Consider the following 21,970-nt stretch of genomic DNA (forward strand, 5'->3'; position numbering starts at 1 on the left):
GTCTCAACGAGGCCGACTTTTAGGCAAGACACGCAGTCGCGGTACATCACGTACCGCGATTCGCAACCCGCAGAGGACAGGGTGATGCTGGCGAAGACCGATGCGAAAACGGAGGGAAAGATCTCCCTGGCCGATCGCGTCTATGAGGAGCTGCGAGCCGCGATCGTTCTGGGGGAGATCGCTCAAGGGTCTGTCTTCAATGAATCGGACCTTGTTTCTCGCTTCAAGGTCAGCACGTCGCCATTGCGCGAGGCACTATCGAGGCTCAGGCAGGATGGCCTTGTTCGCGTCATTCCTCGTCGCGGCTACAGCGTAACGGAGCTTACGCTCCGCGACTTTCACGAGCTGATCCAGATGCGCCTGATCCTGGAATGTTCGGCGGCAGAACTTGCCGCCCCCCGCATTGCCGACAGCCATGTCGAGACAATGCGGCGATTGTCATCCGTGGAGTTGGAAGTCGGCAATCAAGCGAGCTACCGCGCCTTTATGCGAGCCAATCAAGAATTCCATGAGGGAATTGCGCAGATCGCGGACAACAGCAGGCTCTCTCGTGCAATCGGCCAGACCATGGACGAGATGCAGCGTCTACTGTTTGCCGACCTTGGCGCAGTCGAGGATGGCGATGAGGTTCGGCACGATCACGACGAAATCATCGATGCTCTCGCGCGACGAGATGCTGCTGCTGCGCGGGACGCTGTGGCCCGGCATGTGAAGGTTTCAAGAGACCGTGTCGTCGGCCGCATGATGCGACGACATAGTGGCTTTGCTGACAAGCCTGTCTTTTCAGCCTGAGCGACCACAACATTGCCGGTGAGGCAAATTCTGGACCGGCCTGATGAGACGTTTCATAGCGGCGTTGCGCCAACTACGGATATTGAGAGGTTGCCATAAACCAGACATTGTTATCGCGGCTCGGCTAAGAGGGCTGCTCCATCCAGCGCCTCGTCTGCACAGGCCGAGCGAAAGATCTCGATGAAGTGGCTGTGGAATTGGCGCGGGGCGACGACAAGGCTCCTGCACTGGAGCGGATCACCGTCGCCGTCGATCTCGGTCGCGAGGCATCCGGCCTCCCGTGCGATAATCACCCCGGCGGCGAGGTCCCAGAGATCGAGCTTTGCGCCTGAGGTCCAGAAGCCGTCGAAGCGGCCTTCCGCGACATAGGCAATCTCCAGCGCGGCCGAGCCGGGGCTGCGGATGCCCGAGACGCGGGGCATGATCGCGGCCATCTCTCGGGCCGCCTTTTCGGTGTCGCCCTTGCCATTATAGGGGAAGCAGGTTCCAACGACCGCATGGGCGAGGGACTTGCGGCTGGAGCCATTCAGCCTCCTGTCGCCGAGATAGGCGCCTTCTCCGGCTGCGGCCCAGGACATCTCGCCGCTGAGTGGATTATAGGTCACGCCCGCCGTGACCTCGTCGCCTTCCATCAGGGCGAGCGAGGCCGAGAATTGCGGCATGCCGTGCAGGAAATTGTTGGTGCCGTCGAGCGGGTCGATGATGATCCTGAGCCCGTTGCCTGCATCCGGGGATGCGGCGCCCTCCTCGCCGAGCACCGCGACCTCGGGCAGTTTCTCATTGAGATAGGCGACGATCAGGCGCTCGGATTCGATATCGGCGGCGGAGACGAAATCGGACGGGCCCTTTTCCAGGATGGGCAGGGCCGAGAGACGGGCAAAATTCTCGGCGAGCGAGGCGCCGCCGATGCGCGCGGCCTCTTTCATGGCCTCGACGATCTCGCGACGGATCTGGGGCTTGGTGGTCATGATGGCTAGCCTGGCTGAAATGGATGCTCTGGTCGGTCGGCTCAGGCGGCCGGCATGATCCCGGTGCGCGGGGCGGCGATCCGGTTCAGCGCCACCTGATGCAACTCGGGATTGGCCGCGGCGAGGCAGTGCCCGCTCGAATGCAGGGTCAGCGGGGCACCGTCCCAGTCGGTGATGACGCCACCGGCATTGGCGATAACCGGAACATGGGCGAGCACGTCGTGCGGGGTGGTGAAGCGGTCGATCGCGATGTCGATCCCGCCCGAGGCGAGCCGCCCGTAGGAATAGCAGCTCCCGCCATAGACGCACCAATGCACCGACGAGCGCAGGGCCTGGAAGACAGGCAGGGTCTCGGCGTCATAGAGCTCGATATTGCTGGTCGCGAGAACAGATTCGGCAAGGAACTTGCGGCCGGAGGTCGCGACGCGGATGTCGTTCAGGGTGGTCGGGTAACCCTCGGCGCCGATCCAGCGCTCTCGCGTCATCGGCTGGTCGATGACGCCGAGGATCGGGGTACCGCGGCGGGTGAGCGCGATCAGGGTGCCGAAGACCGGGATGCCGGCGACGAAGGCCTTGGTGCCGTCGATCGGGTCGAGCACCCAGACATACTCGGCATCGGTCGCCTGCGCGCCGAATTCCTCGCCCTGGATGCCGTGCTGCGGAAAAGCCTTCTCGATGCGGCGGCGCAGTTCGGTCTCGACGCGACGATCGATCTCGGTGACCGGGCTGTCGTCGCCCTTGGAGACGAAGGCGTTGTTGTGGCGGGCGGCATTGCGGATGATCGTGCCGCTCGCCTCGGCCAGCCCTTGGGCGAAGGCGATGAAGTTCCTGATATCGCTAGTCGGCATGGCGGACCTGTCCGGGAATTGCAGCTGCGCTCTCGAGCGGGCGCTGGTGCTTGCCGAGCGCGTATTCGAGGTATTTGAAGCAACGCGTGATCACGAGCGTGATCGCGAGGTAGATCAGCGCCGCCATGATGAAGACCTCGTAGGGGGAGAAGGTGCTGGCGACGATGGTGTTGGCGACGCCGGTCAACTCCATCAGCGTGATCGTGCTGGCGAGCGAGGTGCCTTTCAGCATGCCGATCGCCTGGTTGCTGTAGGCGGGCAGCATGAGCCGGAGCGCGATCGGCAGCACAATCAGGCGCTGGACCTGGAGGGCGGACATGCCGCAGGCGTTCTCGCGAAGCATGTCAGGCGCATGCGGCTCATCTATCGCGAGCGGGCGCCGATCCTGGTCGATGCCCTCAGGCAAACCCTCGGAGACCGGCTGCTCATTCCCGACGTCACAGCAGGATTGCACCTGACGGCCCATGCGCTGGGACCACTGGACGACGCCGCCATCACCAATGCGGCGAGGCAGCGCGGCATCGATGCGCCAGCCCTCTCGCGCTACCGCTTGCAGGACCGGACGGCGACAGGTTTCGTCTTCGGCTTCGGCAATACCGTGCCTGAACGCATAATCCCGGCCGTGCGGCGCTTCGCCGAGGTCATGGCTGCCGCTTAGGGCTCCTGGGAATCGATCGTTTCACCCCGGCAGCAACAGGGCCGGGTCAGGAGGACCTGATGATGGACAGGGGTGGCTTGGCCGCGCGGCTGATCGGGGATCATGATCGGAAGGAGAAGTTCCGCCCCTTCGCCGCGGCTAACGGCATCACCTCGCTCGATGATGCCTATGACGTGCAAGAGCACTATGTCTCGCTCTTGAAGCCGCGCTGCGGTGCAGCCGTCGGCTACAAGATCGGCCTGACCTCGCAGCGCATGCAGGTGATGTGCGGCATCGACCAGCCGATCGCCGGCGTCGTGCTGGCCGACCGGCTGCACCATTCGGGCGCGCGCGTCGCAATCGCCGATTATGGCCGCATGGGTCTCGAATTCGAGATCGCGGTGCGCATGGGCAGCGATCTTCCGAGCGGAGGCCCGGCCTGGACGCCGGAGAGCATCGCGGCCCATGTCGCCGGGGTCTGCGCGGCCTTCGAGATCATCGACGACCGCGCGGCCGACTATGCCGAGCTCGACGTGCTCTCGCTTGTTGCCGACAATTCGTGGAATGGCGGCGTGGTGCTCTCGGAATTCCGCAGCAGCTGGCCGGCGCTCGATGCCGTCTCCGGCGTGGTCAGCCGCAATGGCAGCGAGCTCGACCGCGGCCATGGCCGCGACGTCCTCGGCCATCCCTTCGCGTCGCTCGCCTGGCTGGCCAATGCGCTGGCGGCGAAGGGGCAGAGCCTGCGCGCCGGCGAGATCGTGATGACCGGAAGCCTCGTCACCACCCGTTTCCCCACCGAAGGCGAAACCTATCGCTTCGAACTCGCTGGCGTCGGCGCCGTCGAGCTCGACGTCACTGCCGCGGCTGCCTGAGCGCCGGAGACAAAAGCCATGACGCATCGCCTCGCCGCCCGGATGAGCCGGGTCAAGCCCTCCGCCATCCGCGAGCTCCTGCGCCTCGGCGCCGATCCCGACGTGATCTCCTTCGGCGGCGGCTATCCCGACGCCTCGCTGTTTCCGATCGAGGGGCTGGACCAGGTTTTCCGCAAAACGCTCGCCGAGAACGGGCAGGAGGCGCTGCAATACACCGTGTCGAACGGCATGCCGCTGCTGCGCCGCCAGATCGCCGAACGGATGACGCGGGATGGCGTGCCCTGCACCGCCGACGAGGTCCTGATCCTGCAGGGGGGCCAACAGGGGCTCGACCTCGTCGCCAAGATGCTGATCGACAAGGACGACATCATCGTCGTCGAGGACCCGACCTTCCTTGGTGCGCTGATCGCCTTCAACCCCTGCGAGCCGCGTTATGTCACGGTCGGCATGGACGGGGACGGCATGGATGTCGAGGCGCTCGATGCGGCGCTGAAGGCTAATCCGGGGGCGCAGTTCATCTACACGGTCCCGGATTTCCAGAACCCGACCGGCGTCACCATGAGCCTGGCGCGGCGCAAGCGGCTGGTGGAGATCGCCAACGCCCATGACCTGATCATCCTCGAGGACTCGCCCTATCGTGAGATCCGCTTGGAGGGCGAGCGCATCCCGCCGATCAAGATCGGCCTGAGGCGACGAAGAAGCGCCAAATGCCGGCATTGGATCAATGCCGGAAAGCGGACGCCTGCTCCCGCGGCTCCTTGCTACGTCGGACAAATTAGCTCCAGACGTAGGCAAGGGCGAAAATGTCGCGGTTTAGTTTGGGCCGGCCGGGAGCATTTTGCGCGCCGTGGAGGTCAACCGCCTTCCGCCGTCGGCTTCGACGACAACGGTTTCGCTGAAACCCAGCCCCCCGGCCGAGACGTACATGTGAAAGACCATGCCGGCTTCGAGACGCCAGCGGGCATTCGGCAGGAAGACACGGGAGAAATCGCTGGTACGAGGCGTGCGGCCGTACAGGCCGAGCGCATAGCCGGTGACGTTGTCGTACACTGGGCGCAAGCGCTCGGTGAGCACGCCGTCGCGCAGGATCGCGTCGATATCGCAGGCGCGCGCTCCCGACCGCATCGCAGCGATCTGCCGGTCCTGCAAGGCCACGAGTCGTTCGGCGACCGGCGACAGGCCGCGCCGGTCCGTGCCGATCAGCAGCGGCCGCATCAGCCGGGCGCCGTAATTGCGCACCTTCGGGATCAGCTCGACATGCAGGATGTCGCCGTCGCCGAGCGGATGGGCGGTCATCATGCCGTGCAGGAATTCGTGATTGCCCACGCCCGGCACGATCGGCCCGGTCTCCCCGCTATCGGCGCCGTTCTCCAGGAAGCAGGCCGCGGCGATGGCGGCCGCGGCGCGCGGCGAGATTCCCGGTTCGGCCTGCGCGGCGATGGCGGCCATCGCCTTGTCGGCAATGCCCGCGGCGTCCGCGATCAAGGCGATTTCCGCCGGCGACTTCACGGCCCGTAGCAAGTCGCTCGCGCACGGCAGGTCGATGAAGGACGCATCGGGCAGCAGCGCGCCGAAGCGTTCACGCGTCTGCATGGTGAAGCCATACGAAGCGTGATCGGCACCGATCCCGGCCTGCGCGAAGCCGCGGCGGCGGATTTCCTCGGCCATCACGGCCTGCGGCTCGGCCGTGTCCGGGAAGCCGACGATGTCGGTGAACCAGCAGGCATCGCGGCAGGGCCCGGCATCGAGCTCGCGCAGCACGAACCAGGGCTCGCCCTCGCGCGGCAGGAAGGCGGCGCGGTACATCGTCTCGGAGACGGTGTAGCCGGTCAGCCAGGCCAGGAACTCGGCATGGTCGACGAGCAGCAGTTCGGCGCCCGCTTCGGCCATCGCGAGGCGGGCCTTGGCGACCCGCCCTGCGAACTCCTCACGCGTGAAGAGTGGCCTCACGCCACCTCGCAGATATCGAGGATGGTCAGCATGTAGATGCGGACCATGTCGAGGAAATCGCGGATCTCGACGCGCTCGTCGGGCATGGTGTTGTAGCGCCCGCCCGGCCCGCAGACGATGCCTTCCATGCCGGCCTCGGCATAGAGGTGGCCGGCATCGGTGCCGAAGAAACCCGGCGGCTTGATCGCCCCCGTCGGCTGCGTCTCCCCACGCACCGCCTCATAGGCGGCGTTGACGGTCTTCACGATGCGCGCGTCCTTGGCGACCTCGAAGGCCGGCATCGACTGATGCCCTTCCTTCTTCTCGATACGGATCGCGGTCTTCAGACCCGGGAAACGCTGCTCCAGCGCGGCGAGCTCGTGTTTCATGTCGGCGAGCGCGCCCTCTTGCGTCTGCCCGGGCGCATAGCGGCCAGAGCCCTTGAGCTTGCAGTAATCCGCCACCTGCGGCGCGCGCCATTCGTGTAGCTCCTTGCCCAGCGCGCCATGAACGACGCCGACATGGACGCGGTTGATCGATTCATGCTCGGGCGAGGGCGCGCCGGAAAACGTCATCGCGTTGAGCCGCGGGATCAGGTCGCAGGCTGCCATGATAGCATCGACCGCCTGCTCGCGCTTGGAGAGGTGACGGGTATTGCCGGTGAGTTCGATCACGAAGGAGAAGGCGCAGGCGTGCATCGTAACGGCCTGCACGTCCGTCGGCTCGCTGTTGACGAAATAATCGGCGCGGATGCCGTTGCGGATCGCCGCCACCGTGCCGACGCCGCCCTGCAACTCGCCGACGACATAGGTCAGGATCACATCGCCCTTCAGCTTCACCCCGGCATCGAGCAGGGTCTTGACCGCGCAATAGGAGGCGGCATCGCCCGCCTTCATGTTGGAGACGCCGATGCCGTAGATGAATTCGTCGTCGACCAGGCCGCCCCAGGGATCGACGGTCCAGCCCTCGGTCGCTGGATTGGTGTCGAGATGGCCGTTGAACAGCAGGCTCTTGCCCCCGCCGGTGCCCTTCCAGCGACCGATGGCATTGGCGCGGCGCCCCTCGTCGAAGGGTTGCTCTTCGGCCTCGATGCCCATCGCCTTCATCTGGCCGACGACGTGGCGGACCAGCGCCTTCTCGCCCTCGGTCTCCGAATAGCTCTTGTGCTTCGCCCAGTCCGAGAGGAGCGCGAGGCAGGCCTTCTCGTCGAGCGAATGGATCAGGTCGCGGGGGTTCATGGTCATGGCCTCGAATGTCAGGCGGCCGTGGCCGGGGCGGGCACGGCTTCGAGCAGGGATTGGGTGTAGGGGTGGAGGGGGCCGGTCGAGAGCGCCGCTATATCGACGAGATCGACGAGGTCGCCGCGGTACATCACCGCGATCCGGTGGGCGATCTGGCGCACCAGATTGAGATCGTGGGTGATGAAGAGATAGGCCGTGCCGAAGCGCTTCTGCAGATCGACCAGGAGCTCCACCACGGAGGCCTGCACGGAGACGTCGAGCGCCGAGGTGATCTCATCGCAGATCACCAGCTTCGGCTTGGAGGCGAAGGCGCGCGCGATGGCAACGCGCTGCTTCTCGCCGCCGGAAAGCTGGTGCGGATAGCGCTCGGCATAAGCCGCCGGCAGTCGAACCTGCTCCAGCAATTCGCCTATCGCAGCCGCGTCCCGGCGGGCGCCCGGCTCGCCGTAGAGCGCAAGCGGTCGCGACAGGATCTCGCGGATGCGCTGGCGCGGATTGAGCGAGGAATCCGGATGCTGGAAGATGATCTGGACGTCGCGGCGATAGGCCCGGTCCATATCGCCGAGGCCGGTGATGCGGCGGCCGGCGAAGCGGATCTCGCCCTCAAAGCGATTGAGCCCCGTCATCGCCTTTGCCAGCGTCGACTTGCCCGAGCCGGATTCGCCGACGATGCCGAGGATTTCGCCCGGCATCACCGACAGGCTGACCTCGCGATTGCCAGTGAATTGCGTATTCGCCCGGCCGAGCAGGCCGGCGAGGAAGGGCTTGCGGCCATAGAGCACGCTGACCTTCTCGACCTCGACCAGCGGCTTGGCCGCTACGGGTGCCTCCGTGTCGACCAGCCGGTGGTCCGGCCGCGGTACGGCGGCCAGCAGCTTTTTCGTATAGGCGTCCTGCGGTCGAGCGAAGACGTCGCCGACGGCGCCCTTCTCGACGATTCTGCCACGATGGATCACCGCGACCTTCGTGGCGATCTGCGAAACCAGTGCGAGATCATGCGAGATATAGAGCGAGGCGACGCCGGTTTCCTCCTGCAGTTCCTTGAACAGGTCGAGGATCTGCCGGGCGGTGATAACGTCCAGCGCCGTGGTCGGCTCGTCGAAGATGATGCATTCCGGCAGGCAGGCGAAGGCGGTGGCAATGACGACGCGCTGCTTCTCGCCGCCGGAAGCCTCATGCGGATAGCGCCGCATCATCTGCCGGGGCACCTTCAGCCCGACATGGGCGAGGCGCTCCTCGCCCTCGGCCCAGGCCTGCCGGCGCGTCAGGCCGCGATGGCGCACCAGCACCTCGGCGAGTTGCTCGCCGAGCGGCAGCGTCGGGTTGAGCGAGGTGCTCGGGTCCTGGAAGACCATGCCGATGCGCTTGCCGCGGATCGCGTCGATCTCGGCTTCGGATGCCTTGAGCAGGTCCTGCCCGGTCAGGCGGATGCTGCCCGCCTCGCGGGCGGTCGCGGGCAGGTAGCGCATGATCGCCCAGGCGAGCGAGGTCTTGCCGGAGCCGGATTCGCCGACAAGGCCGAGCACCTCGCCCTTGGCGACAGATAGAGACACATCGTCGAGGGCGCGGGTGAAGCCGGCCGGCGTCGCGTAGTCGAGACCATAGCCGGCGATGTCGAGGATCGGTTCGCTCATCGCTCAGGTCCTCGGGTTGAGCGCATCGCGCAGCCCGTCGCCGAGCAGGTTGAAGCCGATCGCGACGAGCGCGACGGCGAGGCTCGGCCACAGGATCATCCAGGCGCTCAGATGCATGAAGCGGCGGGCTTCGGCGACCATCAGCCCCCATTCGGAGGCCGGGGGCTGGGCGCCCAACCCCAGGAAGGAGAGCGTCGCGAACAGCATTACGGCGAAGGCGACGCGGATCGTCATCTCGACGATTATCGGCGCCACCACATTCGGCAGCATCTCGCGCCAGACGATGAAGGCCGCGCTTTCGCCCCGCGCGATCGCCGCATTCACGTAATCCTGCTTGCGCACGGCGAGTGCGACAGAGCGCGTCACGCGGGCCATGCCGGGCGCGAAGGCGAGCGCGATCGCGAGCAGTGCATTGCTGCTGCTCTTACCGAGCAGGTTCACGATCAGCAGCGCCAGCAGCAGGCTCGGGATCGACATGATCGCATCGACGGTGCGCATGATCGCTTCGTCGCTGCGCCCGCCCAAGAAGGCCGAGACCGTGCCGATGACGGCACCGACAAGCGTCCCCAGCGCAGTCGCCAGCACGGCCATGACGACGGTGGCGCGGGCGCCGTGCAGCAGCCGGCTCAGGATATCGCGCCCGTATTGGTCGGTGCCGAGCCAGAACTGGGCGCTCGGCGGCTTATAGCGCATCAGCGGCGCCATCTTCTCGGGGTCGTAGGGCGCAAACCATGGCCCGACGATCACGACGAGCAGGATGAGGCCGACGATGACGAGGCCGAGCGCGCCTTGCGGCGAACGCAGCATGCGCTTGAGGATCTCAATCATACTGGATCCTCCGGTCGAGCCAGGCATAGGCGATGTCGGCGAGGAAATTGGCGATGGCATAAGTCGTCGCCATGATCAGCGCGCCCGCCTGGATTGAGGGTAGGTCGCGCGCCTGGATCGCGACGATGAGCTGGCGCCCGATGCCGGGCAACGCGAAGATCTCCTCGACCACGATGACGCCACCGAGCAGATAACCGACATCGAGCGCGACGATGGTGATGGTCGGCAGCAGCGCATTGCGCAGCGCGTGCTTGAACAGTACCTGCCGCTTCGACAGCCCTTTCAGCCGGGCGGCGCGGATATAGTCGGAATGCAGCACGTCGACGAGTTCCGACCGCACCATGCGCGAGACATGCGCGATCAGGATCAGCGACACCGTCAGCACCGGCAGGACGAGGTGCTTCAGGCCACGCAGCGGGTCCTCGGTCAGCGGCACATAGCCTGTCGCCGGCAGCCATTGCAGCCAATCGGCCAGCACAAGTACGACCAGCGTCGCCGTGACGAATTCCGGCAGCGAGACGCCGATATAGGAGAGAAAGCTGACGCCGAGATCGGCCGCCCTGCCCCGCCTGACAGCCGCGACGATGCCGAGCGGGATCGCGACCGCCAGCATCAGCAGAATCGAGAACAAGGCGAGCAACAGCGAGCGGCCGAGCGCTTCCAGCATGGCCGGCGCGACCGGCTGGCCGGTGCGCATCGATACGCCGAAATCGCCCCTGACGACCCCGCCGAGCCAGTGCAGATACTGCATCCAGATGGGGTTGTTCAGCCCCATCTTGACGCGCAGGGCGGCCAGCGCGTCCGGCGTCGCATTTTCGCCCAGCATCATGACGGCGGCATCCGCCGGCAGGATCTGGGTGATCGCGAAGACGATCAGCGACACGACGAGGAGCGTATAACCGATCAACAGGATCCGCTTGAGGATATAGGCCGGCGACACGCCCGCTGCCCCGCTTCGTTCAGCCGCGCTTCGGCGCGTTGGCGCCGAGCGAGACGAAATCGAGCCGGAAGACCGCGCCGCGCGGATGGAGCTGATAGCCCTGCACCCATTCGCGCTGCGCGCCGAGCAGATCGAAGAAGGCCGGGATGATCGATGGAACCTCGTCATACATCAGCTTCTGTGCCTCGGCGTAGAGCGCCCGGCGCTTGGCCTCGTCGACCGTGGCGCGCGCCTCGAAAATCAGCTTGTCGAACGCGGTGTTGTTCCAGCGCGTCTCGTTCCAGGCGGCGTTGGAGGTGTAGAGCAGAGAGAAGATGGCGTCGGCCGTCGCCTGCATGTTGTAGAAGCCGACATAGAACGAGCCCTTCTTCCAGACCTGGTCGAGATAGGTCGCGTGCGGCATGGTCTCGACCTTGATGTCGAAGCCGGCGGGTTTGGCCATCTCGCGTAGCGCCACGGCGAGCTGGGTGCGCTGGCCCGGCCGGTCGGATGCGATCAGCGTCGCCTCGAGTCCTTTCGGATAGCCGGCTTCCGCGAGCAGCGCCTTGGCCTTGGCGATATCGGCTTTCTTGGCCGGCAGGTCGGCGTAGAAGCGATAAGCGGGGCTTAGCGGCGTGTCGTTGCCCGGCGAGCCGAAGCCCTCGGTGACAAAATCGACCATCGCGGCGCGGTCGACGGTGAGCGCCAAGGCCTGGCGGACGCGCACGTCGTTGAAGGGCTTCTGGTCGCAACCGAAATTGACATTGCAGAACTGGCCCGAAGGCACGCGCAACGCCTTGACGCCGTTCGCCTTCTGCAGGCGCCCGAATTCGGTCGGCGGCGTCGTGGAGATCAGGTCGGTGTCGCCCACGATCAGCGCGGAAGCCTCCGCGCTGACATCCGGGAAGACCACGACCTCGATCTTGTCGAGATAAGGCCGGGCCTTGTCGTAATAAGCGTCGTTGCGGGTGACGACGATCTGCCGCTCCGGCTCGAAGGAGACGAGCTTGAACGGACCGGTGCCGATCGCCTGGCGGTCGAGCTTCTCCAGCCCGCCCTTGATCACGGCGGCCGGCACGATCTTGGCGTTGGTGTAGGCCAGCGTCACCGGCAGGTCAGCGAAGGGCGCCGAGAGCGTGAAGACGACGGTAGTATCGTCCTTGGCCGCAACCTTGGCGATGGGGCCGACATTCTGGCGCGCCGGCGAGGCCGTCTTCGCATCGAGGATAGCCTCGAAGGTCGCAACCACGTCGGCGGCCGTGCAAGGCGAGCCGTCATGGAAGGTCAGGCCCTTGCGCAGGACGAAGGTCCACTCGGTCAGATCGGCCGAGTTGGTCCAGGATTCGGCCAGATCAGGCTCGGCGCTCATGTCGACCTTGAGCCGCGTCAGACCGGAATAGAGCAACTCGGCAACGAGGTATTCCGGGTTCACGCGGGTGACGAGCGGATTGAGCTTCGCAACCGCCTGGTCGACGCTGACGCGCAGCGTGCCGCCTCGCCGCGGTGTCTGCGCGAAGGCCGGCAGGCCGGATATGGCAAGGCCGCTCAGAGCAGCGGAGGCGGCGAGGAAATCGCGACGATGGATGCTCGGCATGGAACGCTCCTTCAGCTCTGGGACGAGGGCAGATCGGGGTTGATGTCGGGTCTGAAATCGACGGCGAGATAGGCGAGCACGGACTTCGCCAGCGAGACGATGTCAGGCACCGTCGTGTATTCGCCGGGCGAATGGATGTTGCGGTCGGGCCGGCCGAGGCCGCCGAGCAGCACTTCGCTCTGCCCGGTGGCGCGCTGGACCCAGCCGAAATCGGAACAGCTTGCTGCGCCCCATTTCCGGAATTCTTCCGGCGCATAGCCGAAGCCAGCGCCCATGGCAGCCTGCCAGCGCGGCCAATGCGGCCCCGCCGGATCCGCGGTCGGCATGAGATGACCGACCAGCGCCGTTTCGACCGAGAGGCCCGGCATGGCAGCCGTGCTGCGGCGGATCACCTCCTCGATCTCAGCGAGCGCCTCCTCGAAGCGCTCCTCGGGCGCATAGCGCCGGTTGACCGTCAGCTCGACGAGAGCCGGAACCTGCCCGCCGGCCGTTCCACCCGAGATCGCGGCGAGATTGAGCTGGGCCGCGAGCGGCGGCTTGCCCGGCGGCGGCGGCAAGGCCGAGATACGCGTCGCGACCTTTTCCTTCAGTTCCGTCAGCGCATTGAGCAGCGGCAGCGCGGCGTCGATCGCATTGAGCCCGGAACCCTTGCGATTGCCTTCGCCGGCATGGACGGCTTGGCCGTGGATCCGGACGAGCAGGTTGAACAGACCGAAGCAGCCTGCCCAGATCCGCGCCTCGGCACTGCCGTTGAAGTTGAGCGTGTGATCGGGGAGCCGGCCCTGCTCGGCGAGATAGCGAATACCGGGATAGAGACCGCCCTCCTCGTCGGTGCAGAAGAGCAGCATCGGATCATAGGCGAGCGCCACCCCGCAGACCCGCGCCGCCCGCAGAGCCAGCAGCACGGCGGCAATGCAGCCCTTCATGTCGGCAGCGCCAAGCCCTATCAGGCGATCGTCATCGCGTTCCAACCGCAGCGGAGCAGTTTCCCACCCGGCGGCGGCGGGCACCGTATCGACATGGAAATAGAGGCCGCAGGCTGGCCGACCGCTCGAGTGGCTGGCGATCAGATTCGTGCGCGGGCCAGCAGCGGGGCCATTCGGAACGCGCCAGAGTGCCTCGGGGACAGCCACGCGCTCGGTCGCAAAGCCGAGCGGAGCAACGAGTTCTTCCATCAACCCGGCGAAATCATCGTAACCGAGGCCGGGCGGGAAAGAGGTATCGACCGCGATCATCCGGCCGAGATCGGCGACGGCAGCGTCGACATGGGCGGACATCCAGCCGCCTGCCTCTGCCAGCGCAGTCTCATGGTGTCGCGGAGAGGAGGTTCCCGCCATCGCTCAGCCCAGCGAAGCCGCGCTTGTCCAGCGCCGGCACGATCTGCGATGGAGCACTTGAACCGCCGCAGCTGGCAATACCATTTGCGGGCCCCCCTCTTTCATATAAACTATATAGAAATAGGACAGACTGGCATGCCCCCTGTCAATGCCAAAAAAGCGACGAGCGCTGGCGCCGGAACAGGCAATGGCGCCGGCGCGGCTGCGCCGGTTCTGCCAAATTTCGGCGCTGGCGAGGCGGCGCCGCTCTATGAGCGCGTGAAACGGCATATGTCGGAGGCCATCCTGGTTGGCGAGTGGCCGCCCGGCATGATGCTGCCCAATGAAACGGCTTTGGCCCAGGGGTTCGGGGTCGCAGTCGGCACGGTGCGCCGGGCCATGAGCGATCTCGTCGCGGAGGGGCTGCTCTCCCGTCGCCGCAAGACCGGCACGGTCGTGACCGGGCGCACCCCACATCACAGCCTGCGCTTCTTCTTCCAATATTTCCGCTTGCACCGGGCCGATGGCAGCCTCGTGCACTCGACCAGCCAGTTCCTGGGCGTCGAGACCCTGCCCGCCACGCAGGCACAGGCCGAAGCGCTGCAGATCAGGACCGGCGGTGTGATCAAGGTCCACCGCATCCGCCATGTCGACGGCCGCCCGATAATGCACGACAAGCTGGTCATGGCGGAGGAGCGGCTGCCGGACTGGCCACACGACACCGCCGAATTACCGCCCTTGCTCTATCTCCATCTGTTGGAGCGCTACGGCATCCGGATCTCCGCGGTTCGCGAGCAGATCACCGCCGACCTCGCCGGCGACGAGGATATCACGCTGCTCCAGTTGGGCGGACGTGAAGCCGTGCTCACGATCGACGAGGTCGCATATGATCAGGCAGGCGTGCCCACGATCCTCGGGTGGCATCGCGCGACGACTGCCGCGCACGCCTATGTCAACGAAGTCAGGTAGGTCCATGCCAGAAACTGACATAGCGGAAGGGCCTTGAAGCCGACATTCAGGCGCCCGGCGTCTGGAAGATCGCAAGCGCCCCGTTGTGAACGGGACTGTGGATCGGCGCTCATCCGAAGGCCACTCTTCCAATGGCCATCGTCACTGCCGGGCCCCTTGCCACACGGCGTCATGTCCTCGCGCGGGCCAGCCTCGGCAGAGCGATGGCATGAGGCCCCGCTCTCGATGATCTCGCAGCCACTGCCGACCGACATTGCCAGTGCCTTCATCGCGCCCCTTTTGGAGCGCTGCCCATCGTGTCCTCGGTAGCCCCCTCTCGGTTGCGATCTCGGCACGATCGTTGCACGATCCCGGCTCTCCTGACGACCGGATCGGATCTTGGCCCGTACCGACCTGCGCAATTCGTCCCGCTACTGGCGCGACCCTCGGGTTCCGGGCCTGAGCTGTCTCGTCGCCGACTTCACCAGTCACGACTATGCGCCCCACAGCCACGAGGCCTTCGTCGTTGCGGTGACAGAGGTCGGCGGCGCCGAGTTCAAGAGCCGGGGACGGAGCGACGAGGCCGGGACCTCGACGCTGCTCGTGTTCAATCCCGACGAGCCGCATTCCGGGCGCATGGGCTGGAGCCCGCGCTGGCGCTATCGCGGGCTCTACCTGACCCGCCCGGCGATCGAGACGCTCAATGCCGCGCTCGGGCTCGATGCGACCGCCTATTTCTGCCGCAACAGCTTTCAGGATCCCGATCTGGTCGAGGCCTTCCTCGAGCTGCACCGCATTCTCGACGATGGCAACGACCCTTTCGAGGAGCGCGAGCTGTTGCTGCGCAGCTTCGGAGCCCTGATCCGGCGCCACGCCGCCGGCGAGCCCAGTCTGTCGCTGCCGGCGCGCGATGCCAACAAGGCCATCCACGTCCGCCAGATCATGCGCGAACGTCACATGGAGGAACTCACGCTGGAGGAACTCGGCGCCACGGTCGGGCTCACTCCGTTCCAGTTGATCGCGGTCTTCAAGCGCACCACGGGCCTGACGCCGCACGCGTATCTTACGCAACTGCGCCTGAAGGCTGCCATCGCCGCGCTCGGCCGCGGCACGAGCATCGCCGCCGCCGCCCTCGATGCCGGCTTCTATGACCAGAGCGCGCTGACGCGACATTTCAAGCGCAGCTATGGCATCACTCCGCTGCAATGGGTGCGCGCGACCACCGTCTGATCCGCGTTCTCAATTTCCGCCAATAGCCGCGCGGTTCGGCGCGCCAATCTCGTCCCCGAGCAGATGCCCTGTCGGCACTGCGGAAAGGATGAGATTCATGTCCCGCTACTTCTGCCTCGACAATCCGGAGGTCCCGACGCTCGCGACTGAGGTCGTCGAGGCGGGACCGGGCTGGGTCGTTCTCGCGGAGAGCCCGTTCTATCCCGGCGGCGGCGGGCAATTGCCCGATCGCGGCGCACTGGCCTGGGCCGGTGGCGAGGTCGCGGTCGCCGGCTTCGAGAACGAGGGAGGCCGGCTTCGGCTTATGCTCGGCGACCCCATCGAACTACCAGCCGGCGCCGTGGAAGCCCGGGTAGATCCGACTTTTCGCAAGCTGATGCGCGCGCTCCACACCGATCTGCACATCGTCAACGCGGTGGTCTTCCAGAGCTTCGACGGAGCGCTCGTCACCGGCGTCCAGATGAACGAGGACGGCACCGCGCGCATCGATTTCGACCTCCCGGATGCTGACAACGACCGCCTGCGCGCGATCGAGGAGCCGGTGAATGCGCTCATCCGGCAAGACCTCGCCATTCGGCAGGACTATCTGCCCGAGGCCGCGGCCTTCGCGGAGCCGGGGCTGATCCGCTCGCGCTCGGTCGCCCCGCCGCCGACCGCGGACGGGCAGGTGCGCGTCGTCGAGATCGTCGGCCTCGACCGTCAGGCCTGCGGGGGCACCCATCTCGCCTCGACCGGCGGCTCGCCGCCGATCCGCATCCTGAAGATCGACAACAAGGGCCGGCACAACCGGCGTCTGCGTATCGGCCTCGCGGGCGCGCTGTGAGGTCGGCGATGCCGATCCTCCGGCGCATCTGGGACCAGCCGCTGCTGCTGCTGCCCCTGCCGCCCCTCTTCTGGGCCGGAAACCTCGTGCTCGGACGGGCGCTCGCGGACACGTTCCCGCCGGTCTCGCTCGCGGTCGGGCGCTGGCTCGTCGCGCTCGCCTGTCTGGCGCCCTTCGTGCTCGGCGCGCTCAGCGCGCAGCGGCAGGCGCTCTTTCGTGCCCGCTGGCTCGTCCTGGCCTGCGGCGCCTTCGGCATCGCCGGCTACAATGCGCTCGGCTATCTCGCTTTGCAGAGTGCCCCCGCCGCCAGCGTCGCCTTCCTCAACTCGACCCTGCCGCTGATGGTGCCGCTGGCGGCTTTCGCACTCGGGGTAGAGCGTGTCTCGGCCCGCACGCTTGCCGGCATCGCCATCTCCTTCCTGGGCGTGACCTGGATCGTCGCGCGCGGCGAGCCCTCGAGCCTGTCGCGGCTGGGCATCAGCGGTGGCGAGCCGCTGGTCCTGCTCGCGGTCGCCAATTACGCGGTTTATTCGGTGCTGCTGCGCCGGCGGCCCGCCGATCTCGATCCGCTCCTCTTCCTGGCGGCGACGATGGTGGCGGGGCTTTTCGTGCTGCTGCCGTTCTGGATCTGGGAACTCGCACGCGGCGCGGCGATCCCAATCGCGCCCGGCCCGCTCGCCGCAGTGCTCTATATCGGCGTCTTCGCCTCGCTGCTGGCCTTCGTCATCTGGAACCGCTGCGTTGCGACGCTGGGTCCGAGCGTCACCGGGGCCTCCTTCCACCTCGTCGCCCTGTTCACCGCCATGCTCGCCTTCCTGCTGCTGGGCGAGTCCGTGCGGCCGTTCCACCTCGTTGGTGCCGCGATGATCCTGTGCGGCTTCGGCCTCGCGGCGACGAGCGGCCGCCCTTCCCCATCCCGAGCCGCCGGAGCGCTCAAGCCATGACCGTCTTTTCTCACGACGACTTCGCCGACCACGAGCAGGTGGTGTTCATCTCTGACGAGGCGGCGGGGTTGAAGGCTCTGATCGCGATCCACGACACCGCGCTCGGCCCCGCGCTCGGCGGCTGCCGCATGTACCCCTATGCCGACGAGCAGGCGGCGCTGCGCGACGTGCTTCGGCTCTCGCGCGGGATGACCTACAAGGCCGCCGCCGCGGGCCTCGATCTCGGCGGCGGCAAGGCGGTGATCATCGGCGATCCCAGCCGGCAGAAGACGCCGGAGCTTCTCATGGCGATGGGGCGGGCGGTCGAGCGGCTCGGCGGTCGCTACATCACGGCCGAGGATGTCGGCACCTCGGTGGCCGACTTCGCCGAGGTCCGCAAGGCGACGGGCCATGTCGTCGGCTTGCCGATCGAGCTCGGCGGCAGCGGCGACCCGTCGCCGACGACGGCGCTAGGCGTCTTCCACGGCCTGGACGCGGCCGCGCGGCATCGCTGGCGCGCGACGAGCCTGTCCGGGCGCTCGGTCGCCGTCCAGGGGCTGGGCAATGTCGGCTGGCATCTCTGCCAGCTTCTGCGCGAGGCGGGGGCGTCGCTGGTGGTCAGCGACGTCGACGAGAGCCGTGTCGCGAAGGCCGTTGCGACATTCTCGGCCCGTGCCGTGGCTCCCGAGGCGATCTATGCCGCCGAGGTCGACATCTTCTCGCCCTGCGCCATGGGCGCCGTGCTGGACGATGCGAGCATCGCCCGGCTGCGCTGCGGCGTCGTCGGCGGGGCGGCGAACAATCAGCTTGCGCGCGAGGAGCATGGCGAGCAGCTGCGCGCCCGCGGCATCCTCTACGCGCCGGACTTCGTGATCAATGCGGGCGGAATGATCCGCGTCGCGTCCGAGCGCGCCGGCTACGATCAGGATTTCGTCGATCGCGGCGTCGCGGGCATCGGCGACACGCTGGGGGCGATCTTCGAGAGCGCGGAGGCGGACGGCCTGCCGACCCAGACGGCCGCGCTGCGCCTCGCCCAGGCCCGGCTCGGGCGGGCTCGAGCCGGACAGCACGCGCTGGCAGCTTGAGCGATGAGCGCGACGGTCTCCCTGCTCGAGGAACTGGTCGGCTTCGACACCACGTCGAGCCGCTCGAACCTGGCTCTCATCGGCCGTGTGGCCGACCGGCTCGACAGCCTCGGTGCCCGCATCCGGTTGAGCTATGACGACGCTGGCGCCAAGGCGAACCTCCTCGCCAGCTTCGGGCCGCGGGCGCCGGGCGGCGTCGTCCTGTCGGGGCACACCGACGTCGTTCCGGTCGCCGACCAGGACTGGACCTCCGACCCGTTTCGTCTGGCCGAGCGCGACGGCAAGCTGCATGGCCGCGGCGCCGTCGACATGAAGGGCTTCGTCGCGGCCTGTCTTTCGGCGGCCGAGGGCTTTGCCGGCGCCGGTCTCGCCCGGCCGGTCCATCTCGCGCTGTCCTATGACGAGGAGGTCGGCTGCCTCGGGGTTCCCCGCCTCATCGACGACCTGCTGGCCCATGAGGAGAAGCCGGAGCTTGCGATCATCGGCGAGCCGACCGGCATGCGGATCGGCGACAGCCATCGCGGCTTCCTCGGCTTTCGCACCCGCTTCGAGGGCAAGGCCGCGCATTCGAGCGACCCCGGCGCCGGCGCGAGCGCGATCTATCCGGCTGCCGATTTCGTCGGCTTCCTGAAGACCATCGGGCACCGCACGGGCGTGGGAGCCGACGCGACCACGGTCAATATCGGCCAGATCGAGGGCGGAACCGCGATCAATATCGTACCGTCCCTTTGCGAGGTGCTCTGGGAATTCAGGCCGGTAACGGCCAGCGACGCCGCCGAGATCGAGGCGCTCGCCCGCTCCTATCTCGCGCGCGCGATGCCGGACGATGTCCGCCTGTCGATGCGGCGGGACATCCATGTCCCGCCGCTATGCGCGGGAGGCGACGAAGGTGCGCTCGCCGTCGTGGCTGCGCTCGGCGGCATCGCTCCGCCCTTCCCGATGGCTTTCGGCACGGAGGCCGGCTTCTTCCAGGGGGCGGGCATTCCCGCCGTCGTCTGCGGGCCGGGCTCTATCGGGCAGGCTCACCAGCCCGACGAATGGATCGCGCGCGCCGAGCTCGATGCCGCCGACGCCTTTCTCGCCCGTCTCACCGGCTGGGCCCGACGCCAGCACGCCTGAAAGCCCGGGGCCTCGACGCCAGGGGCATGTTTTCAAAGAGGGGATCACCATGACAGAACTCGCCGCCACGCATGCCATTTCCGAATCCAAGGCCGGGAGGACGGCCGACACGATTTCGAGCCGACGGGCGGTGATTGCAGCCGTCGTCGGTAACACGCTGGAATGGTACGACTTCGCCGTCTACGGCTTCTTCGCGCTGACGCTCGCCAAGCTCTTCTTTCCCGCGGGTGACGCCACGGTCTCGCTTTTGCTGACCGTCGCCACCTTCGGCGTCGGCTTCGTGATGCGTCCGGTCGGGGCGCTCGTGCTCGGGACGCTCGCCGACCGGCGCGGCCGCAAGGCGGCGCTCTCGCTGACGATCCTGCTGATGGCGCTCGGCACCGCCATGATCGGCTTCGCGCCGACCTACGCGACGGCCGGCGCCTGGGCGCCGGCGATCATCGTGCTCGCGCGGCTGATCCAGGGCTTCTCCGCCGGCGGCGAGATCGGCGGCGCCACAGCCTTCCTGGTCGAGCATGCTCCTCCCAAACGCCGCGGGCTCTATGCGAGCTGGCAGCAGGCAAGCCAGGCCGGGGCTCTGCTGCTGGGCTCGCTGACCGGCGCGCTGCTCACCGGCTTGCTGCCGCCGGCTGAGCTTGAGGCGTGGGGCTGGCGCGTGCCGTTCCTGATCGGGCTCTTGATCGCGCCGGTCGGTCTCTACATCCGCTCGCGCGTCGACGAGACCGAGGCCTTCAAGGCCATCCTGCGCGAGCGCGCCGCGCGGCCCGAGTCCGACTTCTCGCCGCTGCGCGACACGCTCGGCCAGCATCGTGCCGCCGTGATCACCGGCTTCGGCATCACCATCGCCTGGACGGTCTGCACCTATTTCTTCCTGGTCACCATGCCGACCTATGCGGTGCGCCAGCTCGGCGTGCCGCAGAGCGCGAGCCTTCTCGCCAACAGCGTCGGGCTCGTCCTGATCGTGGTGCTGGCACCCGTCTTCGGCGCCTGGTCCGACAGGGTAGGCCGGCGTCCGATCATGCTGGCTTCAGTGGTCGGGCTCTTCCTGCTGAGCTGGCCGGTGCTCTTCTGGCTGACGGGGCAGCCCAGTGCGTTCAACCTCATGCTCGCGCAGATCGTGTTCGCCGTGCTGATCGCCGGCTTCAGTGGCCCCGCGCCGGCGGCGATGGCCGAGCTCTACCCGCCCGCCATGCGCTCGACCGGCCTGTCCATCGCCTACAATCTCGCAGTCACCGTTTTCGGCGGGTTCGCGCCGTTCATCACCACCTGGCTGATCGCCCAGACGGGAAGCGCCCTCGCGCCGGCCTGGTATGTGATGCTGGCCGCAGCTATTAGCCTGAGCGCCTTGCTGATGGGCAGAAACCTGCTGAAGGCGTCATTCGGCCGCTAATTGGGGATCGCGCGACCAATCCGACGGGCGGCAGATCCGGGAGCTCGGCGGCAAATCGCAACAAGATTGCGGACGGAAGCCAAACCATGTGGCAACGGGACTTACTTGTCATGTTGGATTCGGTAGGGCGCACAACCAGACACCGCGCTTTGGCCCGAGAGCGGGCATATCCAACGCGGTTATCCTCGTCAGGGCCGCTAGTATGTCGGAGGCGTGATGGCGCTCACGATCTCGCTCGGCTCATTCGCGGCATTGCGGAATCGGTGCGGCTCCCGGCTGTCGAAATAATAACCATCACCGGTCTGCAAGATCGACGTTCGGCCCGCGACCGTGACCTCGACCGCGCCGCGGATAACGAGGCCACCTTCCTGAGCCGAATGGGAGAAGGCCTCGCCCGTATCGGCCCCCGGAGCGTAGGTCTCGTGCAGCATCAGCATCGAGCGGTTGGGAAATCCGGTTCCGATGACGCGGTAGGAGATGGCGTCGGCGCGGCCGATTTCGGCCATCTCCGCAGCTCGGCAGAAAGGATTTGGCGGAGAAACGGCATGAAAATCCAGAAAGAAGCCGGACATGGTCGTTCCGAGCGCGTCCAGCACGGCATGCAGCGTATCGAGCGAGGGACTGATCAGATCCCGCTCGATCAGGGAGATGGACGAGTGGGAAACACCTGAGCGCAAGGCGACGGCGCGGACGCTGAGCTTGCGGCGCTGGCGAAGCTCCCTCAAACGGTCGCCGATTTTCATGGAAGGCCTCCTTCACCAAGCCCTGCATGTGAGCGCAATTGGTGAGGATCTTCAACAGGCCCGCCGGCCCTCCTTGCCTTGTCGTCGCGTGCCGCTGAAGCTTGCAGCTCTCTCCTGCTCACCGGAACACG

Annotated in this window: 21 protein-coding genes and 1 pseudogene; 11 read left to right on the plus strand and 11 right to left on the minus strand. The window is 66.8% G+C overall.

Annotation, left to right across the window (positions count from 1 at the left end; all coding sequences use genetic code 11):
• The first annotated feature begins 84 nt into the window (after positions 1 to 84).
• A complete protein-coding gene (locus AC1DNE_RS14720) occupies positions 85 to 792 on the plus strand; it encodes a GntR family transcriptional regulator (protein ID WP_441469246.1) in 708 nt (235 codons plus the stop codon).
• Positions 793 to 902: 110 nt separating this feature from the next.
• Here the strand turns inward: AC1DNE_RS14720 and AC1DNE_RS14725 are convergent, their stop codons facing one another.
• From AC1DNE_RS14725 to AC1DNE_RS14735, 3 genes are read right to left on the minus strand one after another with little or no spacing between them, the layout of a single operon-like run.
• Positions 903 to 1,760 (minus strand): inositol monophosphatase family protein, encoded by an 858-nt coding sequence (locus tag AC1DNE_RS14725; RefSeq protein ID WP_441469247.1) that lies wholly within the window; start codon positions 1,758 to 1,760, stop codon positions 903 to 905.
• 41 nt (positions 1,761 to 1,801) lie between these two features.
• Positions 1,802 to 2,608, minus strand: a complete 807-nt coding sequence (locus AC1DNE_RS14730; protein ID WP_441469248.1) for an inositol monophosphatase family protein — start codon at positions 2,606 to 2,608, stop codon at positions 1,802 to 1,804.
• Entirely contained in the window at positions 2,598 to 2,951 is a 354-nt protein-coding gene (locus AC1DNE_RS14735) for an ABC transporter permease subunit (RefSeq protein ID WP_476765414.1), read from the minus strand. Before AC1DNE_RS14735 ends, AC1DNE_RS14730 begins: the two co-directional genes overlap by 11 nt.
• A 9-nt stretch (positions 2,952 to 2,960) precedes the next feature.
• Between AC1DNE_RS14735 and AC1DNE_RS14740 the strand changes: the two genes are divergently transcribed.
• From AC1DNE_RS14740 to AC1DNE_RS14750, 3 genes and pseudogenes are all read left to right on the plus strand, one after another.
• Positions 2,961 to 3,266: an aminotransferase-like domain-containing protein gene (locus AC1DNE_RS14740; RefSeq protein WP_441469250.1), complete on the plus strand. Its 306-nt coding sequence runs from the start codon at positions 2,961 to 2,963 to the stop codon at positions 3,264 to 3,266.
• A 59-nt stretch (positions 3,267 to 3,325) separates the two neighbouring features.
• Positions 3,326 to 4,117 carry a 2-keto-4-pentenoate hydratase gene (locus tag AC1DNE_RS14745; protein WP_441469251.1) on the plus strand — a complete coding sequence of 264 codons (792 nt, stop codon included), beginning with the start codon at positions 3,326 to 3,328 and terminating at the stop codon, positions 4,115 to 4,117.
• A 42-nt stretch (positions 4,118 to 4,159) separates the two neighbouring features.
• A pseudogene (locus tag AC1DNE_RS14750) lies at positions 4,160 to 4,765 on the plus strand (aminotransferase-like domain-containing protein); the annotation flags it as partial.
• A gap of 165 nt (positions 4,766 to 4,930) precedes the next feature.
• On the opposite strand, the gene AC1DNE_RS14755 reads toward AC1DNE_RS14750, so the two are convergent.
• Genes AC1DNE_RS14755 through AC1DNE_RS14785 form a run of 7 tightly spaced genes read right to left on the minus strand, consistent with a single transcriptional unit; the run spans position 4,931 to position 13,539 of the window.
• Positions 4,931 to 6,067 (minus strand): M24 family metallopeptidase, encoded by a 1,137-nt coding sequence (locus AC1DNE_RS14755; RefSeq protein ID WP_441469252.1) that lies wholly within the window; start codon positions 6,065 to 6,067, stop codon positions 4,931 to 4,933.
• Complete coding sequence (locus AC1DNE_RS14760) at positions 6,064 to 7,284, minus strand: M20 family metallopeptidase (protein WP_441469509.1); 1,221 nt, start codon at positions 7,282 to 7,284, stop codon at positions 6,064 to 6,066. The genes AC1DNE_RS14755 and AC1DNE_RS14760 overlap by 4 nt, the downstream gene beginning before the upstream one ends.
• Positions 7,285 to 7,301: 17 nt before the next feature.
• Positions 7,302 to 8,921, minus strand: coding sequence for a dipeptide ABC transporter ATP-binding protein (locus AC1DNE_RS14765; protein WP_441469253.1), 1,620 nt, complete (start codon positions 8,919 to 8,921; stop codon positions 7,302 to 7,304).
• Positions 8,922 to 8,924: 3 nt separating this feature from the next.
• Positions 8,925 to 9,749: an ABC transporter permease gene (locus tag AC1DNE_RS14770; RefSeq protein ID WP_441469254.1), complete on the minus strand. Its 825-nt coding sequence runs from the start codon at positions 9,747 to 9,749 to the stop codon at positions 8,925 to 8,927.
• Positions 9,742 to 10,689 (minus strand): ABC transporter permease, encoded by a 948-nt coding sequence (locus AC1DNE_RS14775; RefSeq protein ID WP_441469255.1) that lies wholly within the window; start codon positions 10,687 to 10,689, stop codon positions 9,742 to 9,744. Before AC1DNE_RS14775 ends, AC1DNE_RS14770 begins: the two co-directional genes overlap by 8 nt.
• 19 nt (positions 10,690 to 10,708) lie before the next feature.
• A complete protein-coding gene (locus AC1DNE_RS14780) occupies positions 10,709 to 12,262 on the minus strand; it encodes an ABC transporter substrate-binding protein (RefSeq protein ID WP_441469256.1) in 1,554 nt (517 codons plus the stop codon).
• A gap of 11 nt (positions 12,263 to 12,273) precedes the next feature.
• Positions 12,274 to 13,539, minus strand: a complete 1,266-nt coding sequence (locus AC1DNE_RS14785; RefSeq protein WP_441469257.1) for a M20 family metallopeptidase — start codon at positions 13,537 to 13,539, stop codon at positions 12,274 to 12,276.
• Positions 13,540 to 13,656: 117 nt separating this feature from the next.
• On the opposite strand from AC1DNE_RS14785, the gene AC1DNE_RS14790 reads away from it, so the two are divergent.
• The 7 genes from AC1DNE_RS14790 to AC1DNE_RS14820 all read left to right on the plus strand — a co-directional run bounded on the left by AC1DNE_RS14790 (position 13,657) and on the right by AC1DNE_RS14820 (position 21,096).
• Positions 13,657 to 14,547 (plus strand): GntR family transcriptional regulator, encoded by an 891-nt coding sequence (locus tag AC1DNE_RS14790; protein WP_441469258.1) that lies wholly within the window; start codon positions 13,657 to 13,659, stop codon positions 14,545 to 14,547.
• A gap of 378 nt (positions 14,548 to 14,925) precedes the next feature.
• On the plus strand, positions 14,926 to 15,756 hold the full coding sequence (locus tag AC1DNE_RS14795; RefSeq protein ID WP_441469259.1) for an AraC family transcriptional regulator: 831 nt from the start codon (positions 14,926 to 14,928) through the stop codon (positions 15,754 to 15,756).
• A 97-nt stretch (positions 15,757 to 15,853) separates the two neighbouring features.
• Complete coding sequence (locus AC1DNE_RS14800) at positions 15,854 to 16,579, plus strand: alanyl-tRNA editing protein (protein ID WP_441469260.1); 726 nt, start codon at positions 15,854 to 15,856, stop codon at positions 16,577 to 16,579.
• 8 nt (positions 16,580 to 16,587) lie between these two features.
• Positions 16,588 to 17,523 carry a DMT family transporter gene (locus AC1DNE_RS14805; RefSeq protein WP_441469261.1) on the plus strand — a complete coding sequence of 312 codons (936 nt, stop codon included), beginning with the start codon at positions 16,588 to 16,590 and terminating at the stop codon, positions 17,521 to 17,523.
• Positions 17,520 to 18,587, plus strand: a complete 1,068-nt coding sequence (locus AC1DNE_RS14810; RefSeq protein ID WP_441469262.1) for a Glu/Leu/Phe/Val family dehydrogenase — start codon at positions 17,520 to 17,522, stop codon at positions 18,585 to 18,587. Before AC1DNE_RS14805 ends, AC1DNE_RS14810 begins: the two co-directional genes overlap by 4 nt.
• Positions 18,588 to 18,590: 3 nt before the next feature.
• Positions 18,591 to 19,706, plus strand: coding sequence for an acetylornithine deacetylase (gene argE, locus AC1DNE_RS14815; protein ID WP_441469263.1), 1,116 nt, complete (start codon positions 18,591 to 18,593; stop codon positions 19,704 to 19,706).
• 49 nt (positions 19,707 to 19,755) lie between these two features.
• Positions 19,756 to 21,096 (plus strand): MFS transporter, encoded by a 1,341-nt coding sequence (locus AC1DNE_RS14820; RefSeq protein ID WP_441469264.1) that lies wholly within the window; start codon positions 19,756 to 19,758, stop codon positions 21,094 to 21,096.
• 197 nt (positions 21,097 to 21,293) lie between these two features.
• Here AC1DNE_RS14820 and AC1DNE_RS14825 read toward each other — a convergent pair whose 3' ends face one another.
• A complete protein-coding gene (locus tag AC1DNE_RS14825; RefSeq protein WP_441469265.1) occupies positions 21,294 to 21,839 on the minus strand; it encodes a cupin domain-containing protein in 546 nt (181 codons plus the stop codon).
• Positions 21,840 to 21,970 lie beyond the last annotated feature (131 nt).

Source organism: Allobosea sp. 05L423, from assembly GCF_056397745.1.

Excerpts from the sequence above, each read along its gene's own strand:
- AC1DNE_RS14765 (WP_441469253.1), bottom strand. The coding sequence starts at position 8,921 with ATGAGCGAACCGATCCTCGACATCGCCGGCTATGGTCTCGACTACGCG.
- AC1DNE_RS14725 (WP_441469247.1), bottom strand. The coding sequence starts at position 1,760 with ATGACCACCAAGCCCCAGATCCGTCGCGAGATCGTCGAGGCCATGAAA.
- AC1DNE_RS14760 (WP_441469509.1), bottom strand. The coding sequence starts at position 7,284 with ATGAACCCCCGCGACCTGATCCATTCGCTCGACGAGAAGGCCTGCCTC.
- AC1DNE_RS14780 (WP_441469256.1), bottom strand. The coding sequence starts at position 12,262 with ATGCCGAGCATCCATCGTCGCGATTTCCTCGCCGCCTCCGCTGCTCTG.
- AC1DNE_RS14745 (WP_441469251.1), top strand. The coding sequence starts at position 3,326 with ATGATGGACAGGGGTGGCTTGGCCGCGCGGCTGATCGGGGATCATGAT.
- AC1DNE_RS14805 (WP_441469261.1), top strand. The coding sequence starts at position 16,588 with ATGCCGATCCTCCGGCGCATCTGGGACCAGCCGCTGCTGCTGCTGCCC.
- AC1DNE_RS14770 (WP_441469254.1), bottom strand. The coding sequence starts at position 9,749 with ATGATTGAGATCCTCAAGCGCATGCTGCGTTCGCCGCAAGGCGCGCTC.
- AC1DNE_RS14820 (WP_441469264.1), top strand. The coding sequence starts at position 19,756 with ATGACAGAACTCGCCGCCACGCATGCCATTTCCGAATCCAAGGCCGGG.
- AC1DNE_RS14720 (WP_441469246.1), top strand. The coding sequence starts at position 85 with ATGCTGGCGAAGACCGATGCGAAAACGGAGGGAAAGATCTCCCTGGCC.
- AC1DNE_RS14800 (WP_441469260.1), top strand. The coding sequence starts at position 15,854 with ATGTCCCGCTACTTCTGCCTCGACAATCCGGAGGTCCCGACGCTCGCG.
- argE (WP_441469263.1), top strand. The coding sequence starts at position 18,591 with ATGAGCGCGACGGTCTCCCTGCTCGAGGAACTGGTCGGCTTCGACACC.
- AC1DNE_RS14810 (WP_441469262.1), top strand. The coding sequence starts at position 17,520 with ATGACCGTCTTTTCTCACGACGACTTCGCCGACCACGAGCAGGTGGTG.
- AC1DNE_RS14785 (WP_441469257.1), bottom strand. The coding sequence starts at position 13,539 with ATGTCCGCCCATGTCGACGCTGCCGTCGCCGATCTCGGCCGGATGATC.
- AC1DNE_RS14825 (WP_441469265.1), bottom strand. The coding sequence starts at position 21,839 with ATGAAAATCGGCGACCGTTTGAGGGAGCTTCGCCAGCGCCGCAAGCTC.
- AC1DNE_RS14735 (WP_476765414.1), bottom strand. The coding sequence starts at position 2,951 with ATGCTTCGCGAGAACGCCTGCGGCATGTCCGCCCTCCAGGTCCAGCGC.
- AC1DNE_RS14730 (WP_441469248.1), bottom strand. The coding sequence starts at position 2,608 with ATGCCGACTAGCGATATCAGGAACTTCATCGCCTTCGCCCAAGGGCTG.
- AC1DNE_RS14740 (WP_441469250.1), top strand. The coding sequence starts at position 2,961 with ATGCGGCTCATCTATCGCGAGCGGGCGCCGATCCTGGTCGATGCCCTC.